Below are 22,257 nucleotides of genomic sequence, written 5' to 3' on the forward strand. Positions count from 1 at the left end.
GGCGCAACCTCTCGCGGCAAACAATCCTTCCTGTCGCCCACGTCCTTGTAGCAAATGGTATTAATCCATTGTGGCAGGTGTTGATGATCTTGCATCGCATTACTGATTTGCGCTGTTTATCAGCTATCTCCACCGGATGAAGCGACAGTTTCCCGGACCGGTACTTTAATGGATGGTCTGGAGCGACTGATCGCGGGGCTGTCATAGCCTCAAGGCTATGGATCCCATACCGAAAAGCTATTTCATCAATCGGTGATCCGGATCCACGCTCAAGGGTGGTTAGCTGAAAACAAAATCAAGAGGAGATGCCATGTCAACTGAATCGAAATGCCCGTTCAATCACGCCGCTGGCGGTGGCACGACGAACCGCGACTGGTGGCCGAACCAACTGAACCTGAAGATCCTGAGTCAACACTCGCCCAAGTCTGACCCGTTGGGGGGCGACTTCAACTACGCCGAAGCCTTCAAGAGTCTTGACTTCCAGGCGCTGAAAAAAGACCTGACGGCGCTGATGACCGATTCCCAGGACTGGTGGCCGGCGGACTTCGGCCACTATGGGCCTTTCTTTATCCGCATGTCCTGGCACGCCGCAGGCACCTATCGCACCGGTGACGGCCGGGGCGGCGCCGGTTCCGGCCAGCAACGCTTTGCACCGCTCAACAGCTGGCCGGACAACGTCAGCCTCGACAAGGCCCGCCGACTGCTGTGGCCGATCAAGCAAAAGTACGGCAACAAAATCTCCTGGGCCGACCTGATCGTCCTCACTGGCAACGTCGCCCTGGAATCCATGGGCTTCAAGACGTTTGGTTTTTCCGCTGGCCGCGCGGATGTCTGGGAACCGGACGAAGACGTTTACTGGGGGTCTGAAAGCAAATGGCTGGGCGGTGACTCGCGTTACGGAAAAGAAGACAAACCGGTGCAGAAACCCGGCGATGTGCCCTTGGTGGCTGAGCCCGGCAGAAACGAGGACAGCCGTACCGAAAATGGCCGCAATCTGGAAAACCCCCTCGCCGCGGTGCAGATGGGCCTGATCTATGTGAACCCGGAAGGCCCGGAAGGCGAACCGGACCCGGTTGCCTCGGCCAAGGACATCCGCGAAACCTTCGGCCGCATGGCGATGAACGATGAGGAAACCGTGGCATTGATCGCCGGTGGCCACGCCTTCGGCAAGACCCACGGCGCCGGACCCGCCGACCACGTCGGGCCGGAACCGGAAGCCGCCGGCCTGGAGCTGCAAGGCCTGGGCTGGAAGAGCACATTCGGCACCGGCAAGGGGGCCGATACCATCACCAGCGGTCTGGAAGTGACCTGGACCACCACGCCCACCAAATGGAGCAACAACTACCTGGAAAACCTGTTCGGTTTCGACTGGGAACTGACCAAGAGCCCGGCCGGCGCCCATCAGTGGAAACCGAAAAACGGTGCCGGTGCCGGGACCATTCCGGATGCCTTTGATCCGTCCAAACGCCGTGATCCGACCATGCTGACCTCGGACCTGGCCCTGCGTTTCGACCCGATCTACGAACCGATCGCCCGACGCTTCCTGGCCAACCCCGATCAACTGGCCGATGCCTTCGCACGCGCCTGGTACAAACTCATTCACCGTGACATGGGCCCGCTCTCGCGCTACCTCGGCCCGGAAATGCCGGGCGAGGAACTGCTGTGGCAAGACCCGATCCCTGCCGTCGATCATCCGCTGGTCAACGACAGCGATGTGGCGGGCCTGAAAAGCAAGGTCCTGGCTTCCGGCCTGTCTGTCTCGCAGCTGGTATCGACGGCGTGGGCCGCCGCGTCCACCTTCCGTGGCTCCGACAAACGCGGCGGTGCCAACGGCGGGCGCCTGCGCCTGGCGCCGCAGAAGTCCTGGCCGGCCAACCAGCCGGAGCAACTGGCCAATGTGCTGGTCAAACTTGAAGGCATCCAGAAGGAGTTCAACAGCGGCGGCAAGAAAATCTCCCTGGCCGACCTGATCGTGCTCGCCGGTGGCGCGGGTGTCGAACAGGCGGCGAAAAACGCCGGCCACAGTGTGACGGTGCCGTTCACCCCGGGACGCACGGACGCCAGCCAGGAACAGACCGATGTCGAGTCCTTCGGTTTCCTTGAACCGATTGCCGACGGCTTCCGTAACTACCTGAAAACCCAGTACCGTGTGCCCGCCGAAGCCTTGCTGATCGACAAGGCACAACTGCTGACGCTCAGCGCACCGGAAATGACGGTACTGCTGGGCGGCCTGCGGGTGTTGAACACCAACGTCGGCCAGAGCAAACACGGTGTGTTCACCCAACGGCCGGAAGCGCTGACCAATGATTTCTTCACCAACCTGCTGGACATGGGCGTGGAGTGGAAACCGGTGTCGGATGCCCAGCAGGAGTTCGAAGGGCGTGATCGCAAAACCGGTGCGGTGAAGTGGACGGGCACCCGGGTTGACCTGGTCTTCGGTTCCAACGCGCAGTTGCGTGCGCTGGCCGAAGTCTATGCCAGCGCCGATGCGCAGCAGAAGTTCGTCAAGGATTTCGTGGCTGCGTGGACAAAGGTGATGAACCTGGATCGTTTCGACTTAAACCGCACCGTCTAGAGGAGATGTTGTCATAACGCTGGCATTACCGGCAAAAAGTGCCTCGGCTCGCCCTCCGGCTCCGACATCAGCGGAGGGCATCCAGCGACCATAAACCTTGGCGATCATGGTCCAGTCTTTGTGGCCAAGCTGCTTGGCTACCCACATTGGATTCTCGCCAGCAGATAGCATCATCGAGGCATAGGTGTGGCGACTCTGATAGGGTCGCCGCCACCTAACACCTGACTTCTTCATCGCCGGCATCCAGATGACCCGGTAAATGTATCCGGCATGCTTCCAGGGCTCTCCGGTGATTGTATTGAGAAACACCCTGCCGCCAGCCAGGAAGGTCAACTCTTTCTGCTTGAGCAACGCTTCTCGCGCCGGAGCCAGTAACTTCACGGTGCGCCTTCCTGATAACGTCTTGGTCGACTCTGGCTCTTTCGCAGCCCGCGTCTTGGCTCTGACGATCCTTATCTCCCCCGCGATCCAGTCGATATCCCCCCATTCCAAGGCGATCAGTTCGCTGGGTCGAAGACCTGTCCAGAAAGAGAACTGCAATTGTGGCCACGTATCGCCCCTGGCTGCAGCTAATATCGCCACTTGCTCCTCGCGGGTGAATGGGTCAACGTCATCTTCCTCCTTTAGCTGTTCACGATTCTTGTATGCCCACCCAGAAAGCGGGTTGCTCTCCAAAATTTCATCCTCAACTGCGTCGTTAAGTGCAGAGCGAAAGCAGCTCTGAACATTCATCAGCGTCTTGTTGGCAACCTTATAGGTCGACATCTTTTCTCTGATGATCTTTTTTGACAGCTCATTAAGAGGCAGGTCGCCGAACATCGGTTTGAGGGTTGCGCGGATTGTCGCTTCGTAGAACGCGACGGTGCTTGATTTGAGTGTCGGAGTTTTCCGCTCCAGCCATTCTTCCAGGTAATCCCCAATGGTTTGTCTGGCATCGGTGCGCTTGAATGCGCCGGCGCGCTTCGACTTCGGGAACGTTGCGGCATAATCGAAAGTCCCGTTCGCGATCGAATACTCAATCGCAGTCTTGTGCTGCTCGGCCTTTTTCAGGTTAGCGGCGGTGGGCTTGAGCGCGATGCGCTCACGGCACCTGACGCCCTGGTATTGGAAAGTGATTTCGATACTACTTGCAGATGCGGCGCGGACGCCTCCCCCATCTCGACCCATGAGTAATATCCTTCTACGTCGATCAATATTCTCCCGTCTGGCGCTTTACGCCAGATGAGGTGTTTCGGCCATTTGCCGTCGCGAATTTTGGTTCTGATGGCATCGGGTGTATACCCCGATTCCCGCGAGAACTGCTCAATGGTCTTGTACCTGATATGCCCACTCATTGCGTCTCCTTGATCAATGCCTTGAAGCCATCAATTTCAGCCATGTCCAGGTCATAGTCGCGGCGCGTTACCGGGTGCATGTCCTCTGGCTTTTGGCCGTGGTACTTCTGGAGCATTTCGCCTTCAAGGGATGTGCAGCAATCGGAAAGGGCCTGTCGCAACTGGTCGACCTGCCCAGCGATATGCTCCTCCAGCGATACCTGGTCGCGCTGCCAGTCACGCTCGTCGTGCACATAGCCAAACCGGGCGCACAAGGCCCGGTGGAAGTTTTTGAAGCTGGCGTGTGTTTCCTGGAACAGGTTTCTCATGGCTTCACTTCCTTGCTCAGCCAGTCAGCGAAACACTCGACGGTCATCGTTGTTTCGCAGTCCGGGAAGTCCTCGGCCAGCCGCTCCATCAGGTGTTCATAAAGGCTGCGTCGACCGTCAGCAGCAGCGGTGGACATGTCCACAGCGGTGTAAGCGAGCGTCAGACCACCTCTCAAGTGCTCGATCATCTGCGCTTGGTGGGCGATGGTGGCTTGGGCGGCGATCAGCTCGCCGTTGTCGCGCAGGCACTTCTGAATTGGGTGCTCGTTCATACCTTCCTCCAGGTAGCAGCCGACACCCGCGCCCAGCGCTCGGTCGTGACGATGATGAAGTTGCGGATGCCGGTCAGGACCTTGTGCATCTCGCCGTCGAACTCGACGAATTGTCCGGTCTTGCGGTGTTCGGGTTGGCGGTCAATCACGTCGAGCAGGCGGCCGACTCCGCCGTCTGGGCGACGTTCGTGGATGTCGTAGTTCATGGATGCTCCGTACCGCAAGGCGGTAGAGATTGATTAATCCCAGTCGAAACTGAGCTCTGGATTGATTGGTGGGTTGCACTGCAGAGTGGCGAGATCCAACAGGGTGAAATGGCCGTCCATCCATCCGGCGGTGTCGATGTAGTGAACATTGCCCAGAACGGCGGGTTGCCTCAGTTGGGTATGGCCGACCACCAGTGCACGAAGCCCTTCGACTCCACAGGTGGTGCCCTCCTGAATCCGAGAGCGCGACCACATACAGCTGTTCTGAACTAGCCTCAGGCGCTTGTTGCTTTCGGGCGATTCCAGCTCGGTGTGCAGCTGGTCCCAAGATGGGAACGGGCAGTCCGCATGCACGATCCCGATCAGGCCCAGAGCCGTCTCGACCTCGATGGCGATTGGCAGCTCGGCGAACTGGGCCGCGAACTCTCGCTGCTCGTCCCACGCAAGGCCCGCGAACCACGAACCGCCGTTGTAGACCCAGTTTTCGGTGTCGCAGGTATCGAAGCGAACCACGTAGTCATCATGGTTGCCGCGCACAGGGTGAAACCAAGGCTTGGCCAGCCAGTCGAGCACATCGCGGCACTCAGGCCCGCGGTCAACCAGATCGCCGACGCTGAATAACCGATCAACCACCGGGTTGAAGCCGGCGGTATCCAACGCAGCCTGCAGTCGGGTGAAGTGCCCATGAATGTCACCGACCGCGAAATCCCGGCCAGCCGTGTTTGCGGCGAAGCGCCTCACGCGTGACACCTCGATAGTTTCGAGCATGCGAAGTCCTCGCCCGCCGTTCACCGGCAGGCTGGTAGGTGGAAGAGGGGTTAGGCTGTTGCTTCGGATGCCAGCTCGCACTCGGCGGCCAGTTTCAACAGGTTTCTGGTAGTGGGCTGGAATCCTTCCGTGTTCGGGTAGTACGCAAGGTTATGCTCGTGCGGGTATGGCTCGAACGGACCATGGAATGCCCAATTCATTTTCCAATCGGCCCAGACGGTATATGCGTCCATGCCGTCGCCCCAATAGTCGGTGCCGCCACCAACACTCCAGACATGGCTCACACGCGTGCGTTGTTCATACGCGAGCTCACTGGGCTCGTCTTTGTCGATCCAGGCACGTCGATAAAGCGAGGGGTGCAACTTAAACAGGCGCTTGCTGAGCTTCTTCTCGATACGTGCCTTCATCACCGCGGCCCCTTGTAGCAGTACACGTAGGCGAACCAGGCGAGGGCGATCATGGCGTCACCTCATTGGGCTTTTCGACCAGCTTCCATTTGGTGTTGTTGCTCTGGCTATGATCGGCCTCGATGAGGCCCTCTCGCTTCATCCTTTCCAGTTCGCGGCGAATCTCAGGAGTGTCGCGGGCACCCGAGACGTGAAACTTGAACCACCAGGTGGGAAACCAACCGCGAACACTTTTCGCGTTTTTTTGCATGTACCGGATGATCCGCTCTCGCAAGGTCGCGGCATTTTCTTCAGGCATGACTTCGTCCTTGCCACTATAGCGGCTGACTTTGAAAGGGGAGGATTACTTGATGTTCGGTGCTCAAACAGTTTGTTAAAGTGGCGTTTTAATAATGCAGGCGGGGTTCCCTTGGGCCGATATCTCGAGTACTGGAATAAACAAATTAAGTGGTGGTGCAGTCGTGGTTTAGATTGGTGGGCAGCGCATATCACTGCATTCTACGTTGGCGGTGCCCTTCTGGTCATGGGAGCAAAGTTCGATGAATTAATTGCCCTTGAACTAAATGAGGTAGGTGATTTGTCTGCTGGGGTTTTTGGTCCTGTTGCGTTCTTGTGGTTGGTGTTGGGATATATTCAACAGGGGCGTGAACTAAAAATAAGTTCGGCCGCATTAAATTTGCAGGCTAAAGAATTGAAGGAATCTGTTGATCAGCAGAAAGAGATGGTTGGTATTTCTACTGATCAGTTGAATATGGCCAAGAAAAACACAGAGCTTGAAAATAGACGCCTTGCAGCTTCTGTTGAGCCTAAGTTTTCATTGAGTAGCGGGTATGATGGTACGGACGCGTATGGGGTGCACTTTGGTTTTAGGTTGTTTAATGGTGGTCATACCATTACCTGTTATAAGGTTCTTCTGGATGACGAAGAATTACACAGTGTTGGAGTGCTTGATAAAATGCAACAAACGGGATTCCGTAAAACGTATATAGAGGGTGAGACTAGTCACGGTGGGGTCGTAGTGATTTCTTATTTGAATGGCTTGGAAGAGCAAAAATTTAAAAAATTTCATTTTTCCGCCATAAGAACTGAAGATAGGGATTATTGGTTTGTTGACGTTAGTCCCCAAAATGGTATCTCTTGGGATGGCTCACTAGATAACACAGACATGTAGCGTTAAATTGTTGTACGGCTAGATTAGAGTGTGGACATGAGCCGTCCTGTGTCAGGCCATGCCCGGGCGGTGGAGGGAGGTGAGGGATCAGCTACAGTTCAGCGATCAGAAAATAGAGGTGACGAGAATGTCTGACTGGAGCGAAGTGGTCGCCGGAGCAATCGGTGGAGGACTGGTGATTGCGGTACAGATGGCCAAACAAAAGTGGGATAACGTCAGGGATTCAAAGAGGATTTACAGTTGGTTAGTCAGTGAGTTTGAGCGGATCGACGATTACAGGTGCCGATCGACGCGGGCAATTTCCAAGGCTGTAAACCTGACGCCTGAGAGAGTGGCTACGCTTTGCCACAATCATCCGCGCATAAAACATGTGCTTGGAACGGAGGAGGAACTCTGGAGCTTGGATGGGTCTGACTACAAAAAGCCGAAGGGCCATTTCCGTGCCGCCTAGGCAACCTCCATCAACGCTTCGATGATTCGCTGCCCTGCCAATGGAGGAACCGCGTTGCCAGCCATGTGCATAGTCAGTCGATGATTGTCCGGGCGTTTCGTGTCGGCCGGAAACGACATCGCCGCGAGGGCCTCATTCGCCGAGAGCATTCGCATCTCATTGCCTCGGACCAATGCCCAGCGGTCAAGCGTGGTTATGGTACCTATCGGGCGGTTGATATCACGCCCAGTCAGTCCTGAGCCTTTGCCGTAGTAGGGCATGATGAACCGTTCGCCGAAGCGTTCGCGGCCGTTGCGCACACGCTCCAGAGTGGCTTGAGCACGCCCCGGCTTCTCGATGGGCGACCAGCGTCCGGCGTCGAAGTCGAGGAAGCTGGCGGCCGGTACATGCTGGCGACGGTGCAGCTCGAGCATCAGTGGTGCCTTGCTGCGGGTCAGGACCAGGAACAGTCGAACACGGTGTTGCGGCACGCCCAAATCGGCGCAGTCCACGACGTGTGGGGCGACCTGGTAGCCCAGCGCCTGAACTGCCGCGACCCAAGCGGGGTACAGCGCCCAGTCAGTGAACTCTTCGACGTTCTCCACCAGCCCAGCTTCAGGTCGGTGAAACTCCAGTGCCGAAACAACCGCCCAGGCCGTTGAGCGAGATGCGTCGTGCTGCGCGTTCCCGGACTTCTTGCCGCGCGCCTTCGAATGCCCCTGGCAACAAGGTGAGGCCAGCATGATGTCGTGGGGCGGAACCTTCGACCAATCCGCCTGATGCAGGTCCTGGCAGATGTGGATGGCTTCCGGGTGATTGGCGCTGTGCCACTCAACCGCAACCGGCCAGTGATTGGCGGCCCAGATTACGTCGATGCCGGCATTTCGGGCACCGGTAGACCATCCGCCAAGTCCGGCGAACAAATCGATTGCTGTGGGCATGGGGCGTCCTATGCCGGGTCATGCCCGGGCGGTGGAGGGTGGGTGTTGTTCAAGTCTGTGTTTGGGGAGGTAATGTTTGTGGGATGATGGCTCGGTAGAATCAGCGGGTTTGGACGGGGTTGAATGAAATTCAAAATGGAGTGGTTGCTGTGCCTAGGGGTTTTTGGCGCAGGCGTTGTCTGGTCTGAACTGATTTTTCCAAGTGATTTTTGGAAAGTGGATAATGTTCATGATCTTTTCGAAATCTTCGGAGCTGTAGCTACTTCCGGTGCCGTTATTATTGCGTTGATGACAATGAACTCATGGAAGCGACAGGCTAAGGCTGAGGCAGATCATGAACTCGCCCGCAGAGTTGTGATTATTCTGCGGGGCTATCGGGATGAGCTTGTTCATACATGGAGCTATGCAGAATCATCGGTTGCCCAAATTCGCGGTAACACATGGATAGGCGAAGGAGGGAACGACAACCCCATGATTGGGGTTTATCAAGGTAGGCTGGATCAGATGCAGGTTGTGCGTGCCCAGTTAGCACCTATCGAGCTCGAATGCGCAGAGATCTGGGGCGGTGTTTTTACGACTAAATTTGCTGAGCTCTATTCTTATGAAGACGGATTTCGTAGCTTCATTGAGATATACCTTCGCTTGCTAATTAGGGGAACATTCGACGATCGATCCGATATGGAGTCTGATGACGCCGTCCGAAGATGGGCTCTGTTGGATAAGTGGGGGTTAGGAGATCGGTCTTCGGCTGAGGCCACCATAGATGGTTTGATAGAGCCACTGAGGTCCGGAGCAAAAAAGCGGCTTATCGGCTTTGGAGAATGAGTTGATCTGCAATTTCATACTCTGCTATTTCACAAAAAAATGAGCATGATGGGATTTTCTCATTACGCCGTATCGGGCCATCGCCAAGCTTACGCAGTGAAAATCGTTCGTCGGTCTTTCGGTTCCGATGCAAGTAACTGCCTGGGCCAAGCTCGTCCTGAACTCTGCACAGCTCCTCGAATTGCTCGGGGAAGTCTTCCCGGATTGCTCGGAAGTACCCCTCGCCACCTTTCACGCAGCCGATGCAGTTCGCATTTTCGTAGCCCATGCGGTACATCAATGGCAGTTTAATTCCAGCGCGCTGGATCATCGCCTTACAATCCTCTTTGCCCAGGCCACGCTCGATCAATGGAGCAATCACTGGGCGATCGGGGTTTCGATCGCGGAAGTCCTCTAGTCTGTCGGCTTCCTCGGCGGTGTACCCGAATACCATCACGTCTCCGGGTTCTTTCCAGGTATCGAGTAAACGGCGTTTCAGTAATTTTGTGCATGGCGCTCCGTTGCGCCCCTTCATGAATCGCTCACGTCGGAACACCTGGATGATGTCAGCGCCGTACTTCTCGTCCCGCAGCTGCACAATCTCCTGCCCGAACCACTCCTGGCAGTCCATCAGGAACCGGCGGTTATCCTCGTGTTCGTTCGCCAAGAACGCATTGATGATCTGCACGTCATGGCTTTCGCCGTACTGTGCCAGAGCCAATTTTGTGGCAACCGCTGAGGCGGCGCCACAGCTGAATTGGCAAACGATTCGTGGTCGTTGTGCGGACATAGGGGATCCTCGCCGGTATAGTTCCGGGATCTACAGGGGAGTGGGTTATGAGCTGGGAGAGTGTTTCGTTTTGGATTGAACATCACCCTGGACTTGCTTCTTGGGTTCAGGCAGTGGGATCGATTGCCTCAATCTGGGGGGCATTTGCTATCAGTAACAAACAACAAAAAATACAGATAAAGCTTGCAAAAAAGGCTGCGAATGAAAAGGCTGAATCTCTTTACGCTGTGATTGAAAATGCGGTTAAAACTACAACCACATTTGGTGAACTGTTGCAGACGAAGCCGTCCGAGATGGTATTCAAAGATCTCTGGCAACTGGTCTATAAACAGCATTTGGAGTCTTCTGTTTATTCGCTCGGCAAGCTTCCAGCGCACGAACTCGGGGGCTATGAGGCAGTTAGAGCGTACAGCGGGGTCATGGGCGCACTTACTGATGTCGTTCGAAAGGTGAATACGTATTTTTCATCGAACGTGTTTCAGCCATCGGAATATTTCAATATGTGCGAAGAGACTCTCAAGCAAGTGCGATTTGTCGAGTCAAACTGGTGGAGTTTTCAGCAGGCGGCTCGACGAAATAGTTGATCACGGTACTAGCCTCGCCGGCTGGCGTGATTCGTTGAAGTGGGGTATTTGTGTTCGGCCCGGCATGGAGCCGGATCAAGGTGATGCAATGCAGAAAGAGATAGGTCTTGCCGGGCGCTGCGGGTTTGCGCTTCTTGCTGTGGCGATTGTCGCGCTTCCGATCGCGCTTTTTGCGAAGGCAATCGAGATAGAGGCATTCAGCGCGGTTGCCGTTGTCTGGTTGCTGGTTGCTGCAGTAATGATCTTGGGCGATAGCATCACTGAGATCACATTATGGAAGGCAACCATCAAGAGAGATGTTCAAGCAGCCAAGGTTGCTAGGGCCGAGGTCGAGGCCGTTCGCGATGAGCTTCGAGTTGCAGTAAAGTCGTTGGTCGACAGCACAGAGATAGCTTTCAGCATGTCTCTATCTGTTGAAAGCCCTGATGAAATTTTGGAGCGCAGAGCGCGCGCAGTTGAAAGGCTTCAAGAGTTCGCTGAACCAGATCCAGTAAAGCTCAGAGAGTGGCGGGAAGAGCTCAAAAAGCTTCCCTGAGTCCGGGTTCGAGGTCATTCATCCGTATTTAGTCGCAGGGCTTCGCGGGCGAAGGCGAGCTCAAGTTTGCGCGACACGTTTTCGGTGATCGTGATTTCGTGTCGCGGCGGAGCGAAGAAGGGCGCCGAATCTTTCGGCCCCAGGGCGTGGAGATGATGAAGGGCCAAGGTCATTGCCTCACCCTGTTCCTCGATGCCGTGCCAGTCCATCAGCTCAGCCAGGGCTTGACGTGTTCCGGCCATGGCATGCATTCGCAACTCTTCCTCGCCGCGCGCCTTGCGCCTGCTTGCCGTCTTGGCGGAGCGCTCTTTCTGGTCCGCTGCCATGATCACCCCTGCTTGGCGAAGAAGGCCGGATGAGGCCCTGCTCGGCGTTTCGGATAGTCGATGTCGAACTTGGCCAGGATGCGAGCGAAGGTTTTGAATGAGAGCCCGACCTGAGTCATGGCCTGATTCCGACTGAGCCCGATCTCCATGAATGCCCGGATTCGCTCAGCGTCCTTCGCATCCTTGGCTTCGTCGATCGTCTTCACCTTCAGGTTTGCCCGGCCCTTGCTGATGACTGGCTGAAAGGTGAAACCGCCGTCCACTGCTATTTTTTGCAGGCTTCGGCGTGACATGCCCGTGCGCAGAATTGCCTGTGCGTAGCACATCGTTTCTGCCAACTTGCGGATGCGATCTACCAGTTCGACTCGCTCTTTGGCGCGTTCCTTGGCTCGCTCTTCGCGCTCGATGTCTCGCTGCGCCATCTTGTCGAGCCAGACTGGCGCAGCCGCTTCCGGTCCTGATTTCGGTTTGGCGGTCTTCTTTTGAGGTGGAGACTCATGCCGGATTGGCGGGGGCCGGAAGCTTGGCCCCTGCAACACCTCAATAGTCCCTCCTTTATTCAAAAAGGCCTCCTGAAGCAGGGCCAGTTCGTGGCGTTGAGGGTCGAGCATTTGGATCATGCTCAATTCAGTGCTGACGTATGCGTTCATGCTGACTCCCACACTCTGCTTAATTCTGTGTTGCGGATAAACTGGGCGGCGACCAGCACCGGCTTGAGACTATCGAGCCCGTTCACTATCAGGCGCCTAACCGATAGGCTTGCGCCCGAGCTTTGTCCGCGACTTCATCAACCATGCGATTCAGTTCCAGATTGAACTGGACAAGCTCTTTGTGCAGGTTGGCGATGTAGTCTTCGTCGCGGTAAATCGTCTCGATGTAGAGCTGACACTCTTCATCTTGACGAGAATCGAACGACAGAAAGTCCCACCACTTCCGTCCCGTAACGAACATGCAGCCTTGGACCTGCGGCATGTGTTCTTCGGGCATGCCTTCGAGCCAAGTCCTGACGTGTATTGCCTCGTTGAAAGGGCATTTCGACTCAGTGCCACCGTCATCGTTGATCAGGCCGTCTGGCGAGCATCCGAGCCAGTCGTACTTCGGATGAACGATGAACTCTGACGGCACGACGATGTTGCCGGTCAGCATCTCGTAGGCGTCCTGAGCCTTCTGTTCTTCGGTATGACCCCACTTCATGGAAGCGCTGCTGACATTGTGCTTGGACTTCTTTGCCAGACGCTCGAAGCACAGTTCGCGCATGTATGAGGTGCGCGCAGCCATAGGCTCGCGCTTACCATTTTTGTCAGGCTTCCCCCAGGCCATCACGTCTTTAAACCGGCTGGCGGTCACACGGCCAGATCGGTCTGCATGCCACTTTTCAGTGCCCTGAAGTTCCGCTCTCACTACGCCGCTTCCTCGGCCTGATCCAGGCCATCGTTGGTGCCAGTCATGTCGGTAAAATCGCCATCAACGGTTGCCGCCATGTTCTTAAGCGCTTCGTGGCACTCCAGGCCGATCGCTGCACGTTGCTTAGGCTTGAGGCCTGCCCAGGCTGTCGCATACGCGTCGATGTCCTGCCGCTTCGCGACGACCAAAAGGTCTGCGAATACTCCGTCTATTTCCGGCGACGGGGATTTCGGGCCGAACGAAACACCAGCAGCGGCAGCGGTGTTTGAAGCCTGCTTCGCGGGGGTGATATCGATTTCGCCGCCGTATGAGTCTTCGAACTCATCGGGTGTATAGACGCCGAGGATGACGTCAGGGCAGAAGAGTCGAGCCCATTTTTTAGTCACCAAATAGGCAATCTGCTGCTTCGGATCCTCCGCCCAAAGCGTGGAGTTCCGGGTGCGGACCTGAGTGAGCAGAAGCTCCAGAGTGCGGGGTTCGTCTTCGCCTTTGAAGGTTGCCCAGACCTTGATCCCGAGACCCTTCTCGTCGTCAAAGCTCCAGGCGGGAACGCGGTATTTCTTGAACTCGCCAGTGTCCTCATCCTTCTTGGTTCTGCTGGTGACTTCGCGCATCTTCCCGATGACGTTTTCCCAGGCGCCGAACCATTCGAAGTTCAAACGACCCTTCACGGGTGCCTTGGAGGTGATCACTGCGTTGACAAGCTGCGCCTCGTAGCTCAATGCACCGCCGTTGACGATGAACGTCTTCTGCGCAACAGCGAATGGGTTCATCTGCCACTGCATTGCTTGTAGCACCACCGCCATGCAGTCAGCTTGATTGCCCTTCAAATGCTTGGGGACTGTCGTCACGCCCTTCGACATCATCAGCGCGAGGTCGCTCATCGACTTCATGGTGCCTGGGTCGAGGATGAGGGCTGCCGCGTTGTGCGAAGGATCGTGGTAGGTGGCGAGGCCCGTTGGTGCTTGGGTGTCTGAGTCGGTCATTGCGCTCTCCGTGGCCGACAGTGAATGTGTCGGCCTATAGATGGAAAGGTGGTTAGAAGCGGATGGCGCGAAGCCAGGCGCGAGCAGTATCGAGGTCCACGTCGAAGCCCAGGGCTACAACCTCGACAATGTCGTCGACCGATGGCGCGGTCGTGGTCACATCGTCGGACTCGGCAGTCACCGCATCTGTGCTGATGGGGGCGACTTCAACCTTTTCTGCGACCAGGGGCGTAGCTGCGATAGTGACTGAGGTCGGTGCAGAAGCCTGGGCGCGCAGGCGGGCCAGTTCTTCCTGGTCACGCTGATACTGGGCGTCGCGCTCACGCTGCTGGCGCTGTTGCTCTTCCTGCTGCTCACGCTGTTGGCGTTGCTGTGTTTCTATGTCGCGGCGCTGTTGGTCCAGCTCGTCCTGCTGTTGCTTCAGACGCTTGCGATCTTCCTCGGCGCGTTGTTTGCGCAACTCCTCAGCTTCGGCATCAGCGATGCGCTGCTTCTCGCGCAACTCGTCGAGTTCTTTCTGCTGGGCCAGCAGCTTGGCGGCAGCCTCCTCTCGTTCAACCGCAGACCTGTGTAGCGTTTCAAGCTGCTCAATGGCGTTGTCGCGAGCGATGGTGCCTTCAGCTTCGAACTCGGAATATTCTTCGGGAAGGATTACCGATTCCTTGACGCTCTGCAGAATGCTTGCGACATCAGCAGCGCTACGGTTTGCATAGGCGGCAGCGACAGAACTGAAGCGGGTAATCTTCGCCCGGATGGCTTCGACACGTTCAGCTTCGACACGCTCGCGCTCGGCTTTGGCGTCAGCTACGCGCTTTTCTTCGGCCTTGATTGCTTCGTCAACAGGCGCCTCGATCGCCAAGACTCGATCCTTTAACGCCTCGCCGAATTCTTTAACTTGATTGACTCGAGCCTGGGCATCCTTGACCTTCTGCTGATAGGGAATCAACGCAGTCTTGGTGGTTTTGTCCAAGGCATAGCGCACGTCGCGTATATCGATGCGAACTTCCTTTGCGTTCGCCAAACCTTCGCTGGTCGAGCAGTCAACGACCAGCTTCGCGTAAGTGGTCTCCAGACGGACAATCTGCTCCTCGTGCGGCCGGTATTCGGCGATGTCGGTGAAGGCTACCGAAGGGGTTACAGTTTTTTGTACGTCGGCGGTTTCGCTCATTTCGAGCGACTCTTGTACGAGTTCTTTCTTAGTATTTGCGGACATGACGATTCCTTCCGCCATACAGGCGGCTCGGTAGTGAATAGGGGAAATGCCAGGTCACACCCGGGCTGGGTAGACCTGCAGGCTTCTCAAGTTGGCGACAGAAGCAAACAGGTTGAGAGCAGCGCCTAGGCGCCCTGGCTGCCGGTGATAGTTGCGCGCTCTTACCGGCTTACGCTCCCTTTCGGGTGCAGATATCCCTTTCGGGTCCGCTGCGCACGGGTGCGTTGATTCAGGAGGTGATGCGGTCGGCGAGGGCGCTGGCCAGCATGACAAAGGTGGTGCCGAGGAGGGCGATGGCCGAGCCGCGCCATATGACGATGCGTTTTGCACGCTGGTAGCTAGTCATCGGCGGTCGCCTCGGCCAGGCTGACTTTCTTCCACGACGGCGGCAGTTTGATCGCTTTGATCTTGCCGTCTTCACCTTGCAGGAAGTTCAGGATCATCGGCTCAAAGCCATCAGGGATCTCAAAGCTGACCATCGACTTCGATGGTGATTTGCACGATCGAAATGTTCATCGCGACACCGCCACTGGCAACTGGGCCTGCTGCTGAATCTCGTGCATCTCGGCGTAGATGCCCCACCAGAAGACAGTGATGACGACGCAAATCCAGTAAACGAGCTTCATGGTTATTTCCCCGCGTATTGGATCGGAACGAAGGTGAACTGGCCTTGCCCGTGGGAGTGGACTCGCCAGTACTCCATGTCGATGCGGTTCATGAGCTCTTGGAAGGTGTAGACGCGGGTGGCAAGGCGTTTCATGGCAACCTCACAACCAGCATGCCGCGCCGGATCTGAACCTTGATGCGCTTCGGCAAATCAGCGACCAGAAAAAAGCCCTGACGATTCAGGGCTTCAGTCATGGCTTTGGCGTTTCTCGCGATGATGGTCATGCGGCAACTCCTTGCTTGATCGATGCGTTGTAGGAGGCGTAGATCTGGTCGATTCGCGCTCTGTAGTGCCGGTGTTCATCGTCGTCGATGACGCGCAGCATGTAGGCTAGGGTGATGCACGATGTGGCTGCTGAACTGGCGTTCGGCTTGCCGAGGTCGCTGATCATGTTGTTGATCTCGCCCTCGATCCAGGTGACAGCTGTCTGGTGGTCGCGCTCTTTATTGCTCACGCTTCACCTCCTACCGGTGGGCAGACCAGTTCCATCTTCGCCATGGCCAGGCCAATGCGCTGCTTCAGGCTTTTACGCTCTTCCAGCAAGCGCGCTTCCCGGTCGATCAGTGCCTGGGTGCGGATCTGCTCGGCGGCCTCGTAGTCGTGGAACTCCTCGGGCTTTGCTCTCTTCTCGCGGCCCCAAGCGTCGTAGCGCCGATCCCACTCCCGGGCCTGGGCACTGTCTGCATAGCTGGTTGACATGGTCGACTCCAGAGCGGAGGTGTTTATCAGGCGATGTACCCACCCGGCATGGTGACAACGACCTTCTTTGCGACAGGGTCGTGCATCCGGCCTTTGGCGCAGTCGTGGACGTCGGGGCGGGGCTTGCGGGGGGATGGTGCGGTGCGTTTCATGGCGGCTATACCTGTGGGAGCGAAGGCAATAAAAAGCCCGGCGCGAACCGGGCTTTCACCTTTTCCTACATCACGACCGGGCGCATTAGGCGTCGGGGCGTTGGCTGTCTGTTACATGGCTGCAAATCCTCCACTGCTCGCTCACTGGGGAGGCAGTGGCCACCTATTGAAGCTGCATTGGAATGTCGGTCCAGACTCGCACAATGGCTGCGTCCGGGTAATCGCATTGCACGCCACTTGAGTTCTGCTTTTTTCATGACCCGCCGACATTCCGATGCAGCCTCTTTCGAGGGATCGGGCAGTTAACGACAGGCTGTCGTGGCGCTGGTTGGTCTGTGTGGTGCTGGAGTTATGCCGCTGCTAATCTCGGTGCTAGGTGAAGTCAAAGGCGAGTGCCATGGAATTGAAAGAGTCGACGCATCCGAAGCCACAATCTGACGAGGACGTTTTGACGATTGAGCTGAGGAATGAGTTTGCGTTGCTTAACAAGATCTTTGAGCTTCGTGAAATTGCTCGCGATAACACCAAGAAGAAGCTCAACCGCAAGGCAGCAAAGGTTGCGATGAAGGAAGCGAAGAAATCCAAAAAGGTTACTCCAGCTCCGAAGCCAACCAAGGCCACTGGCGAGTGGGTCAAAAAGCTCTGCTGGCGCTGTAATTCCACGTTTTCAATTCACAGCGAATGGGCGCGGCCTCCAAGCCTATGCAGGGTTTGCGCTAAAGACCTGGACGAAACCTACTTGCCTTCAGGTCCAGATCATTCAATTCCCTTCTCCAAGGTCCACTTTGTGAGTGGTGGGGCCCCTGGCTCAGGGAAGCGTCGATAGCCATTCTTCAGTTGTCATCCCAGAACGCCCTGTCTCCAAGGCGTTCCAGTGATGCTTTCCGCCGTGAGCAGCTACTGGCTGCACTCATCGGCTCGAATTTCATGTCGCGCTTCACCGTTGGCGTCGATTCCTCGATTCGCCCCAGCTCAACTGTCCGTCCCACCTAAAGAGCTTGGTTCCAGTCGGTCCCCGGTTGGGGGCTGGGAGATCACTTCGCTGATCCCGGGCTATCTGGCGGCTTCACCAGTCGTGTAGCGGGTCTCTTGAGGCCCTTCGCTGCCGGTCCCGATGTGAGGACTTGGTTGCGATGGAGTGAAGATAAGCCATTGCCTAATACCTGTAAATAGGTAATGCCTAATTATTTTCAAGTAATTTTCCTCATCAGAAAGGCTCGGTTTGAGGAGTTGCTTTTCGCAGCCGCTGCGATAAGCTTTGCTAAACCTGTATGGATGTACAGCATTCGGAGGCGGGAATGGTAAAGGCAAAAAAACAAGAAAACCAGGCGGAGCGGCGGGAGATGAGCGGGATAGAGCGTCTTGGCTTGCGCGTCTCGTCAATGATCAATCACCCCGTTGCGCAGATTCAGCGCTGGGTAACGATTCATCGCCTGGACACGGACGGGGAGAGGGAGTGGGAGGAGGTGATGGGCCTGCTATCCGAGACGGACGGCATAGACATGACGTTCAACGACGATGAGTCGGTGACTTTGAGGTGGGAAGCGAGCGCGGAAGAAGACCGTGTGATCGAGGTCGACAGTATGGAAGCAGTAGAGGAGGTCGCACCTTTCTAGCAGGCAACAAAAAGCCCGCTCCAAAGCGGGCATTTTAAAAACAATTATTCAGCTAATGATACGGAAAAACCGTGTGTTACTTTAAATTTGTCAAAATTGAACTCTAGCTTGTGCTTTCCTTGTTGTTTGAATTCAAGTCCAATCATTTTAAGCGCTATTACAGTTGTAGAATCTGATTTTTTTAACTCCTGATGGTCAGGCGTTTCAAATAATACTTCGCCATCAGGACTCAGAATTCTTACCTTCATCTGGCAATTTTCGTCTAATGGTCCAAAGGTGCCAAAAATAGCAAGCTGTGCGCTTATCATTTTCGGATTTGGATCATCATTAGTGCTGGTGAAAATAATTCCATCGACATACGTTCCAAGCAGGCTGATTTTGTTTCCTGATTCTTGGCGGACATCCTCGCAGATAAGGATGTTTAGTTTTTTTGGTGCCTTAGTGAGCATTTAATACACCAGCCTCGTATGTTTTAAAAAGCGGATTAAACATAGGTTGATTCGACAATCTTTCCGCAGGTTCAATATTGCTCAGTACTTCTAAACTTCCGATAGCTGAGGCCCCTAAAATGCCCGCTGCGGCACCGCAGACAGTCACACTAGCTACTTCAACCATATAGTTAAAAACCGAAGCCTTAGTAGTAGGCTTTCGTGCTGCGCTCGGGTAGGTCGGCCAACGCACCGGAACCGCATGGGTTGCAGTCTCTTGCCATTTCAAGTCATAAGCCGCTACATTGTTTTTAGTGCTATTAAGATCGCGTAGCTCATTCCGTGCGTGTTTGCTTTTGGCTAACAAGATAAAAAGGTTTCTTGCTATCGCTGATGGCTCTATGATATGAAGCTCATATTTTGAAATTGAGTTTCCTGTGGCGCCGACCATTGCAGTAAATTCTTTCTGAGTCACGTCAAGAGAATTTCTCAGTTCTCTTATCAGTGCACCTATGGCGTTCTTCCGCTGGATATTGGTTACTAGCCATTCCAGTTTTGCTTCCGAAATTAACTCTGTGTTTCTCTGCGCTAGATCCGGAGTTTCTATTTCTTCATCGCAGTAGGTGCATTGTTTTGCTGGCAGCAATATATCAATATCCTCCCCAGGTACGGGGTGGACGGTTAATCTGTAATTTATTGCCTTCAGCGTTCCGATACTTTGGCAAAAAGGGCATTGTTCTTTCATTTTCGCTTCTGATGAAATGATTGAATGCTAGTAATTGCGAACGTGTTATGTGTCAGCTTCATCTTGAGATAAATCCGACAACGATCACCATTTGGTGCTTCTATCCATGGTGAGTAAACGTCCATCGCTATCTCCTTTCCCTCAATATCTAGTTTGACCCGACCGCGGTCATCCTTAAGTATCCAGACGTGATCAAAATCAGAAGGTTCAAGTCTAGCCACGAGCGACCTAATCCCAGGAAGGTCGTAACCTAAATTTTCAGCGTCCTGACGAGCTCTGGGAGTGATCGTAAGGCCACGCGCTTCTTTAGCCGCACGTTGCATCGATCGCAAATCATAGCGCGGCTTACTGGTAGTATTAACCATAGTGGTTAGGGAAGGCCAAATTAATTTTTGTTTCCCGACCAGTCACGGCTTGTTCAGAGCGGTGGTAGCTCAGCTTTAGCCCCCATGACATACGTATCAGGAGAATTTGGTCTGCAGCAACGAACATTCTTGAAATCCTTCCCCGAGGTAGCTAGCTGCTGATTCTGGTCCGCGCCAGACTAAGGTTTAAATTTGACCTACAGGATTCAGTCGCCCGATGCCGATTTCAGTTACACCAGATGCGCATTCCACACCAGCAGCACGCGGGCCTGGATGTAGGTATCTTCAGCCCTGATTGTTTGCGGTGGGTGTCGGGGGTTGTCAGAGAGCATGGTGATTTGCTCGTCACCAACCCATTGGAGCCGCTTGATGTACAGGTGACCTTCCCAAGAGAACATGTAAATCCCGTCCCCCACGAATTCCCGGATACTGATGTCGACAAGCAGAGGATCGCGGTGCTTGATCGTGGGGGCCATCGACTGACCCCATCCGGTCACCATCTTGAGATGGAAGTGTTCCTTGAACTCAACGCCCATCTCGCGCAGATGCTGAGGACTAACCCGGACATCCTGCAGCATCTCTGGATAGTCATGAGGTATCTGCCCGCCGCCCATCGCTGCGCGAACGTCGTAGTGTGCGATCCACACTTCGTCGCCGACGGCACCAGGTCGGTAGTAGTCGATCTCAAGTACACCGCCACCATCTTCCGCTTCAGCTACTGCAAGCACGCGGCTTCGCGCTTCTTCCGACATCCCCTTAACTTTTGCCAGAGCCGCTTTCAACTGCTCTGTTGCAGATGAGGTGGGCGTCTGTGGGTGATTTGCGGCGGATGTCACGCCGACAGAATCCTCCGAGAGGTTTTCGTATGCGAAGCCGGGCCGCAAGCCCCAATGCTCGGGGCCAACGTCATCGGCGAAGTAGGCGATCACATCCATCAGCTTCGACTTGTCGATCCGGCCGTTTTTAACCCAGCCCTGTACCGACGGAGGCTTCACATGGAAGTCGTCTGCGAGTTTCTTTTTCGATACGCCCTTGGCGATCCGCGCTGCCTCAATGGCTGCGCCTAATTCTGGTCCGGTAAGCATTGCCTAATTAAGCCTATCGGCAGATTGGTTAGGCAATGGCTTGTCGATGATAAGGTAATGCCTTATATTCATAGCCAGTCTCCAGGAGAGAAATCATGAATTCAGCAGAAGCAGCCAAAGAAGCATCCCGTTTGCTGGGCAGCCAGGCGGAGATGGCGCGCCTCCTGCGGGTCACAGCACCAACCGTTAACCAGTGGTGTTCAGGCGATCGCGCTGTGCCTGCAAAGCGCGCCTTGCAAATCGAGGCATTGACGGAGGGCCAAATTAAAAAGGCCGACCTTTGCCCATCGTTCCCTTGGGGGCAGATCAGCTCTGCACCAAACCAAGCTCTTTCAGCCGCCTAACCCGACCCTCACACCGACCCCGGAAGTGAACCCCATGGCCTACGGAAAGAAAGAACACTGCCACGCACGCCAAGTGAAGGTTTTGCTGAACGACGATGAATTCATCCGGCTTCGGGAATACGCACACAGCCATGGAATGCAGCACAGCGTTCTTGGCCGGGTGATTTTCCAGGCCGTGATCGAGGTCATCGAACAGACGGGCGAACTGCCCGAATGGATCGAAATAAAACGGGCCTAGCCAATACCGCTCACCAGAGGACGGGTAATGAATCTTCCAGAGCCAGCAGTACACCTGGATCAGCAACAGATGGACGTGTTTGAGCGAATAGCAAACGACGCGGGCTTCACCGGCGAAGAGTTGGCCAGGGCGGCTCTGAAGCGAGTTTTGGACTTGCTTGAGAGCGCCCAGAAGGCTGGCGAATCACCACCAAGCAACGTGCTTCGCCTTCCATCGAGACGGTAGTACGGGTCCTTTATTAGGGACCGCAAGGTTTTTGAGTGGTGACACCACGGGTCCTTATTTCGGGACCTTGAAAAAGTGGTCATGGGTACGCCCCTGATCAGTTGATGAACAGATCATCGCCTGCTTGGCATAACGCCACCACGGAAACTGTAACGAGGTTTTACGAATGGACGACTTCCTGAGGGCTTGCCAGAACGCTGTTCTCGATAACGAAGCGAAAGTGCTCGCGGCAAAGATGGGTGTCGCCCATGTGAGCCTGCTTCAGCGGGCCAACCCGGACAACGATGCGCATCACCTGACAGTGGAGCACCTGTTCGGCGTGTTGCTGCATACCGGCGACATGCGCCCTCTGCGCGCCCTGGCAGCGCAGTTCGGCTTCGACCTGGTAGCGAAGGACGCTCCGAAACCTCAGGTCCTCACCACATCACTGATCAACGTCAGCAAGGAAGTCGCTGACCTGACCATCGCCGTTCACGACGCGCTGGCTGACAACCACGTCAACGCCTTCGAGAAAAACATGATCCGCCAAGAGATTTCCCACGTCCGGCAGAGCCTGGATGTGATGGAAGCATCGGTAAAGGCCGCCTGAATTTCAGGCACAAAAAAAGCCACCGGGCAGGGTGGCTCTTTCTACAGCAG

General features: G+C 55.4%; 33 protein-coding genes. 11 read left to right on the forward strand and 22 right to left on the reverse strand.

Annotated elements, in window-relative coordinates:
* Positions 1-310 precede the first annotated feature (310 nt).
* The gene (gene katG, locus C9422_RS18470) at positions 311-2,575 is read left to right on the forward strand and encodes a catalase/peroxidase HPI (RefSeq protein WP_116581660.1); all 2,265 of its coding nucleotides are present in this window, start codon (positions 311-313) and stop codon (positions 2,573-2,575) included.
* Here the strand turns inward: katG and C9422_RS18475 are convergent.
* The 7 genes from C9422_RS18475 to C9422_RS18510 form a co-directional block, all read right to left on the reverse strand.
* Positions 2,558-3,742 (reverse strand): site-specific integrase, encoded by a 1,185-nt coding sequence (locus C9422_RS18475; protein ID WP_116581661.1) that lies wholly within the window; start codon positions 3,740-3,742, stop codon positions 2,558-2,560. The genes katG and C9422_RS18475 overlap by 18 nt on opposite strands.
* A 163-nt stretch (positions 3,743-3,905) precedes the next feature.
* A complete protein-coding gene (locus C9422_RS18485; RefSeq protein WP_116581662.1) occupies positions 3,906-4,217 on the reverse strand; it encodes a hypothetical protein in 312 nt (103 codons plus the stop codon).
* The gene (locus C9422_RS18490) at positions 4,214-4,489 is read right to left on the reverse strand and encodes a hypothetical protein (protein WP_116581663.1); all 276 of its coding nucleotides are present in this window, start codon (positions 4,487-4,489) and stop codon (positions 4,214-4,216) included. Before C9422_RS18490 ends, C9422_RS18485 begins: the two co-directional genes overlap by 4 nt.
* Positions 4,486-4,695 carry a hypothetical protein gene (locus tag C9422_RS18495; protein WP_116581664.1) on the reverse strand — a complete coding sequence of 70 codons (210 nt, stop codon included), beginning with the start codon at positions 4,693-4,695 and terminating at the stop codon, positions 4,486-4,488. The genes C9422_RS18490 and C9422_RS18495 overlap by 4 nt, the downstream gene beginning before the upstream one ends.
* Before the next feature lie 33 nt (positions 4,696-4,728).
* Positions 4,729-5,463 (reverse strand): metallophosphoesterase, encoded by a 735-nt coding sequence (locus C9422_RS18500; protein ID WP_116581665.1) that lies wholly within the window; start codon positions 5,461-5,463, stop codon positions 4,729-4,731.
* Between the two features lie 50 nt (positions 5,464-5,513).
* On the reverse strand, positions 5,514-5,870 hold the full coding sequence (locus tag C9422_RS18505; protein ID WP_116581666.1) for a hypothetical protein: 357 nt from the start codon (positions 5,868-5,870) through the stop codon (positions 5,514-5,516).
* 49 nt (positions 5,871-5,919) lie between these two features.
* Positions 5,920-6,168, reverse strand: coding sequence for a hypothetical protein (locus C9422_RS18510; RefSeq protein WP_116581667.1), 249 nt, complete (start codon positions 6,166-6,168; stop codon positions 5,920-5,922).
* A 111-nt stretch (positions 6,169-6,279) separates the two neighbouring features.
* Here C9422_RS18510 and C9422_RS18515 point away from each other — a divergent pair, with 111 nt between their 5' ends.
* Together C9422_RS18515 and C9422_RS18520 are read left to right on the forward strand one after the other, a co-directional pair.
* Positions 6,280-7,041 carry a hypothetical protein gene (locus C9422_RS18515; protein WP_116581668.1) on the forward strand — a complete coding sequence of 254 codons (762 nt, stop codon included), beginning with the start codon at positions 6,280-6,282 and terminating at the stop codon, positions 7,039-7,041.
* Positions 7,042-7,168: 127 nt separating this feature from the next.
* A complete protein-coding gene (locus tag C9422_RS18520; protein ID WP_133249021.1) occupies positions 7,169-7,492 on the forward strand; it encodes a hypothetical protein in 324 nt (107 codons plus the stop codon).
* Here the strand turns inward: C9422_RS18520 and C9422_RS18525 are convergent.
* On the reverse strand, positions 7,489-8,412 hold the full coding sequence (locus C9422_RS18525) for a DNA cytosine methyltransferase (RefSeq protein ID WP_116581670.1): 924 nt from the start codon (positions 8,410-8,412) through the stop codon (positions 7,489-7,491). The genes C9422_RS18520 and C9422_RS18525 overlap by 4 nt on opposite strands.
* Positions 8,413-8,535: 123 nt before the next feature.
* Between C9422_RS18525 and C9422_RS18530 the strand changes: the two genes are divergently transcribed.
* A complete protein-coding gene (locus C9422_RS18530) occupies positions 8,536-9,237 on the forward strand; it encodes a hypothetical protein (RefSeq protein WP_133249022.1) in 702 nt (233 codons plus the stop codon).
* Here the strand turns inward: C9422_RS18530 and C9422_RS18535 are convergent.
* Positions 9,218-10,006: a hypothetical protein gene (locus C9422_RS18535; protein ID WP_116581672.1), complete on the reverse strand. Its 789-nt coding sequence runs from the start codon at positions 10,004-10,006 to the stop codon at positions 9,218-9,220. The genes C9422_RS18530 and C9422_RS18535 overlap by 20 nt on opposite strands.
* A 47-nt stretch (positions 10,007-10,053) precedes the next feature.
* On the opposite strand from C9422_RS18535, the gene C9422_RS18540 reads away from it, so the two are divergent.
* Positions 10,054-10,590, forward strand: coding sequence for a hypothetical protein (locus tag C9422_RS18540; protein ID WP_116581673.1), 537 nt, complete (start codon positions 10,054-10,056; stop codon positions 10,588-10,590).
* 88 nt (positions 10,591-10,678) lie between these two features.
* Positions 10,679-11,125, forward strand: coding sequence for a hypothetical protein (locus C9422_RS18545; RefSeq protein ID WP_116581674.1), 447 nt, complete (start codon positions 10,679-10,681; stop codon positions 11,123-11,125).
* 14 nt (positions 11,126-11,139) lie between these two features.
* Here the strand turns inward: C9422_RS18545 and C9422_RS18550 are convergent, their stop codons facing one another.
* The 9 genes from C9422_RS18550 to C9422_RS18580 form a co-directional block, all read right to left on the reverse strand.
* On the reverse strand, positions 11,140-11,451 hold the full coding sequence (locus C9422_RS18550; RefSeq protein ID WP_116581675.1) for a hypothetical protein: 312 nt from the start codon (positions 11,449-11,451) through the stop codon (positions 11,140-11,142).
* 2 nt (positions 11,452-11,453) lie between these two features.
* Positions 11,454-12,101, reverse strand: a complete 648-nt coding sequence (locus C9422_RS18555; RefSeq protein ID WP_116581676.1) for a hypothetical protein — start codon at positions 12,099-12,101, stop codon at positions 11,454-11,456.
* Between the two features lie 88 nt (positions 12,102-12,189).
* Positions 12,190-12,852, reverse strand: a complete 663-nt coding sequence (locus C9422_RS18560) for a lambda exonuclease family protein (RefSeq protein ID WP_116581677.1) — start codon at positions 12,850-12,852, stop codon at positions 12,190-12,192.
* Entirely contained in the window at positions 12,852-13,841 is a 990-nt protein-coding gene (locus C9422_RS18565; RefSeq protein ID WP_116581678.1) for a RecT family recombinase, read from the reverse strand. The genes C9422_RS18560 and C9422_RS18565 overlap by 1 nt, the downstream gene beginning before the upstream one ends.
* Positions 13,842-13,893: 52 nt before the next feature.
* Positions 13,894-15,054, reverse strand: coding sequence for a hypothetical protein (locus tag C9422_RS18570; RefSeq protein WP_256589986.1), 1,161 nt, complete (start codon positions 15,052-15,054; stop codon positions 13,894-13,896).
* A gap of 338 nt (positions 15,055-15,392) precedes the next feature.
* The gene (locus tag C9422_RS32270) at positions 15,393-15,533 is read right to left on the reverse strand and encodes a hypothetical protein (protein ID WP_165824795.1); all 141 of its coding nucleotides are present in this window, start codon (positions 15,531-15,533) and stop codon (positions 15,393-15,395) included.
* A gap of 277 nt (positions 15,534-15,810) precedes the next feature.
* Entirely contained in the window at positions 15,811-15,945 is a 135-nt protein-coding gene (locus C9422_RS32585; protein WP_008037046.1) for a hypothetical protein, read from the reverse strand.
* Positions 15,942-16,175 carry a hypothetical protein gene (locus C9422_RS18575; RefSeq protein WP_116581680.1) on the reverse strand — a complete coding sequence of 78 codons (234 nt, stop codon included), beginning with the start codon at positions 16,173-16,175 and terminating at the stop codon, positions 15,942-15,944. Before C9422_RS18575 ends, C9422_RS32585 begins: the two co-directional genes overlap by 4 nt.
* Positions 16,172-16,420 (reverse strand): hypothetical protein, encoded by a 249-nt coding sequence (locus C9422_RS18580; protein ID WP_116581681.1) that lies wholly within the window; start codon positions 16,418-16,420, stop codon positions 16,172-16,174. Before C9422_RS18580 ends, C9422_RS18575 begins: the two co-directional genes overlap by 4 nt.
* Before the next feature lie 549 nt (positions 16,421-16,969).
* On the opposite strand from C9422_RS18580, the gene C9422_RS18585 reads away from it, so the two are divergent.
* Both C9422_RS18585 and C9422_RS18590 read left to right on the forward strand, forming a co-directional pair.
* Positions 16,970-17,398, forward strand: a complete 429-nt coding sequence (locus C9422_RS18585) for a hypothetical protein (RefSeq protein WP_116581682.1) — start codon at positions 16,970-16,972, stop codon at positions 17,396-17,398.
* Positions 17,399-17,870: 472 nt separating this feature from the next.
* Positions 17,871-18,188 carry a DUF1654 domain-containing protein gene (locus tag C9422_RS18590; protein WP_116581683.1) on the forward strand — a complete coding sequence of 106 codons (318 nt, stop codon included), beginning with the start codon at positions 17,871-17,873 and terminating at the stop codon, positions 18,186-18,188.
* A gap of 44 nt (positions 18,189-18,232) precedes the next feature.
* On the opposite strand, the gene C9422_RS18595 is transcribed toward C9422_RS18590, so the two are convergent.
* From C9422_RS18595 to C9422_RS18610, 4 genes are all read right to left on the reverse strand, one after another.
* Positions 18,233-18,637, reverse strand: a complete 405-nt coding sequence (locus tag C9422_RS18595; protein ID WP_116581684.1) for a hypothetical protein — start codon at positions 18,635-18,637, stop codon at positions 18,233-18,235.
* Positions 18,627-19,361: a type II TA system antitoxin MqsA family protein gene (locus C9422_RS18600; protein WP_116581685.1), complete on the reverse strand. Its 735-nt coding sequence runs from the start codon at positions 19,359-19,361 to the stop codon at positions 18,627-18,629. The genes C9422_RS18595 and C9422_RS18600 overlap by 11 nt, the downstream gene beginning before the upstream one ends.
* Positions 19,358-19,726 carry a type II toxin-antitoxin system MqsR family toxin gene (locus C9422_RS32970; protein WP_116581686.1) on the reverse strand — a complete coding sequence of 123 codons (369 nt, stop codon included), beginning with the start codon at positions 19,724-19,726 and terminating at the stop codon, positions 19,358-19,360. The genes C9422_RS18600 and C9422_RS32970 overlap by 4 nt, the downstream gene beginning before the upstream one ends.
* 230 nt (positions 19,727-19,956) lie before the next feature.
* Positions 19,957-20,811 carry a S24 family peptidase gene (locus tag C9422_RS18610; RefSeq protein WP_116581687.1) on the reverse strand — a complete coding sequence of 285 codons (855 nt, stop codon included), beginning with the start codon at positions 20,809-20,811 and terminating at the stop codon, positions 19,957-19,959.
* Between the two features lie 95 nt (positions 20,812-20,906).
* On the opposite strand from C9422_RS18610, the gene C9422_RS18615 reads away from it, so the two are divergent.
* The 3 genes from C9422_RS18615 to C9422_RS18630 all read left to right on the forward strand — a co-directional run bounded on the left by C9422_RS18615 (position 20,907) and on the right by C9422_RS18630 (position 22,207).
* Positions 20,907-21,155 (forward strand): Cro/CI family transcriptional regulator, encoded by a 249-nt coding sequence (locus tag C9422_RS18615; RefSeq protein ID WP_116581688.1) that lies wholly within the window; start codon positions 20,907-20,909, stop codon positions 21,153-21,155.
* 34 nt (positions 21,156-21,189) lie between these two features.
* Entirely contained in the window at positions 21,190-21,393 is a 204-nt protein-coding gene (locus C9422_RS18620; RefSeq protein ID WP_116581689.1) for a hypothetical protein, read from the forward strand.
* Between the two features lie 391 nt (positions 21,394-21,784).
* Positions 21,785-22,207 carry a phage regulatory CII family protein gene (locus tag C9422_RS18630; protein WP_116581691.1) on the forward strand — a complete coding sequence of 141 codons (423 nt, stop codon included), beginning with the start codon at positions 21,785-21,787 and terminating at the stop codon, positions 22,205-22,207.
* Positions 22,208-22,257: the final 50 nt, after the last annotated feature.

This window comes from Pseudomonas sp. B1(2018), assembly GCF_003097365.1.
Lineage (GTDB): Bacteria > Pseudomonadota > Gammaproteobacteria > Pseudomonadales > Pseudomonadaceae > Aquipseudomonas > Aquipseudomonas laurylsulfatiphila.